This window comes from Arthrobacter sp. 9V (genome assembly GCF_902506065.1).
Lineage (GTDB): Bacteria > Actinomycetota > Actinomycetes > Actinomycetales > Micrococcaceae > Arthrobacter.
Map to the genome: position 1 here is coordinate 1 of NZ_LR732966.1, position 1,669 is coordinate 1,669.

2 protein-coding genes are annotated in these 1,669 nt (G+C 69.0%); one reads left to right on the top strand and one right to left on the bottom strand.

Annotated elements, in window-relative coordinates; genetic code table 11:
• The coding region (locus tag BACI9J_RS22810) for a hypothetical protein (protein WP_236558882.1) at positions 1 to 274 on the top strand (274 nt) is incomplete at its 5' end.
• A gap of 138 nt (positions 275 to 412) precedes the next feature.
• Here the strand turns inward: BACI9J_RS22810 and BACI9J_RS22815 are convergent.
• A complete protein-coding gene (locus BACI9J_RS22815) occupies positions 413 to 1,240 on the bottom strand; it encodes an endo alpha-1,4 polygalactosaminidase (RefSeq protein ID WP_236558883.1) in 828 nt (275 codons plus the stop codon).
• Positions 1,241 to 1,669 lie beyond the last annotated feature (429 nt).

The following is a 1,669-nucleotide window of genomic DNA, read 5'->3' on the forward strand; positions in this document are numbered from 1 at the left end:
TTCCGGGGGTCCTCCGGGGATTCTTGGGCGATTGCCAAGCGGCTCGGGCATGCTCGTGCGCATGTCGATCGCGAACTCGTGGGACCCGTCCGGTGGCCGTGCGATCCCGGAGGACCAGGTCCGCCAGGACGGGCTCGAACTCGACGAGGACCCGGCGATGCTGGGGATCTCGTTCGACGTCGTGGGTGGCGCCGCCGCCGATCCCGCCGGGGTGTCCCCGGTCGACGTGAACGTTCCGACGCCGAGGTCTGCTGGTTCCGCCTCCGACGACTAGCGCGCCTGGTCGAATCGGGCGTACCTGGTCGAATCGGGCATACCTGGTCGAATCGCGCATACCTGGTCGGAAATTTCGACCAGGTACGCCCGAAAGCACCTTGCATCGCACGCGTTCTGGGAAGGAACGCCCGAGCGATCAGCAGCGCTTGTAGACGTACGCGTCGTCCTTCGGGGTCACCAGGTCGCGGTCGCGCAGGATAGTCATGGCCGGACGGCTCTTCAGCGTGCACACCGACCCCCACGAGCGCTTGAGGGTGTCCGAGTACTCCACGTCGATGACCCGCCCGCCGTAGGCCTTCGTGTACGCCGCGCACTCCCGGTACTGCACGCACTCCTCGGCGACGACGAAGTCGAACCCGGTCTGCTTCCGGCCGGACGCCCCGAGCTGCGGTGTGTTCTTCTGCCCGACGGCCAGGCCGTGCCGGTGTCCCTTGGCGACGAGCGACTTCGCGAGCGCCAGGTTGCCGGACCGGGTGAGCCGCTTGCCACTGCGGGTCCAGGAGTCGAGGTTGTCGAACTCGACCGCGTCGAACCCGCGGTCAGCGCAGCGGGCAACGGTCTTCGCGAGCACCTTCGTGATCAGGGCACGCTTGGCCGCCGTCCGGGTGTCGAGGAGCATCTCGTCGGGCCACCCCGGGTCCGAGACCGGCTTGCCAGCGCGGTCGCGGAGGATCGCCGACGGGTAGGACTTCTTCCAGGTGCGGGCGGCCTCGGGCTGCGTCTGGAACCCGTTGACGTAGCAGATGTTGTACTTGCCCTTCGCCGGGCGGTCGGTGCTGTCGCGCTCGACGATCGTGACACCGGACGGCGGGGTGTAGCCGCCGCCGAGCTGGTAGTCCACACGGCCCGAGGTCGGCAGGTTCCGGTAGCTGGCGGCCGCGCTGGTCGTCGCGGCCTCGGCGCAGCCGGCGGTGCCGAGGACGGACACCAGGGCCATCGCGGTGGTCAACAGGACGGTTCGCATGCGCACCCCGGAATCCTCGCATGCGCGGGGCGAACCACCCGGCCCTCGCTGATCCGGGCATGTGCACGCTATGCTGGTCGTACTCGAGGCGCCGATCGCCTCGTGCGTCGTACGGACGCCCCGAACTCCCGACCACCTGTCTCCGGACTCCGGTCGATGATCGAGCACCTCACGAAGGTGCCCAGGCTTCTCTGCTGCGGCGACTGCGCCAGCAACATCCGTTGGCGCGCATCCCGCCCGCGCGCTGCCTCGCAAGTGCGCCCACAGCCGGCTCGCTCCGGCTCGAAAGGTCACCATGACCACCGAAGACATCCGTTTCTCCGACCTCGGCGTCCCCGCGCCGATGGTCTCCGTCCTCGCCGACCAGGGCAAGGACATGGCGTTCCCCATCCAGGCGGACACGCTCCCGGACTCCCTGCAGGGCAAGGA

What these genes read in the sequence shown, in the direction of transcription:
- BACI9J_RS22815 (WP_236558883.1), bottom strand. Translation starts at nt 1,240, where the DNA reads ATGCGAACCGTCCTGTTGACCACCGCGATGGCCCTGGTGTCCGTCCTC.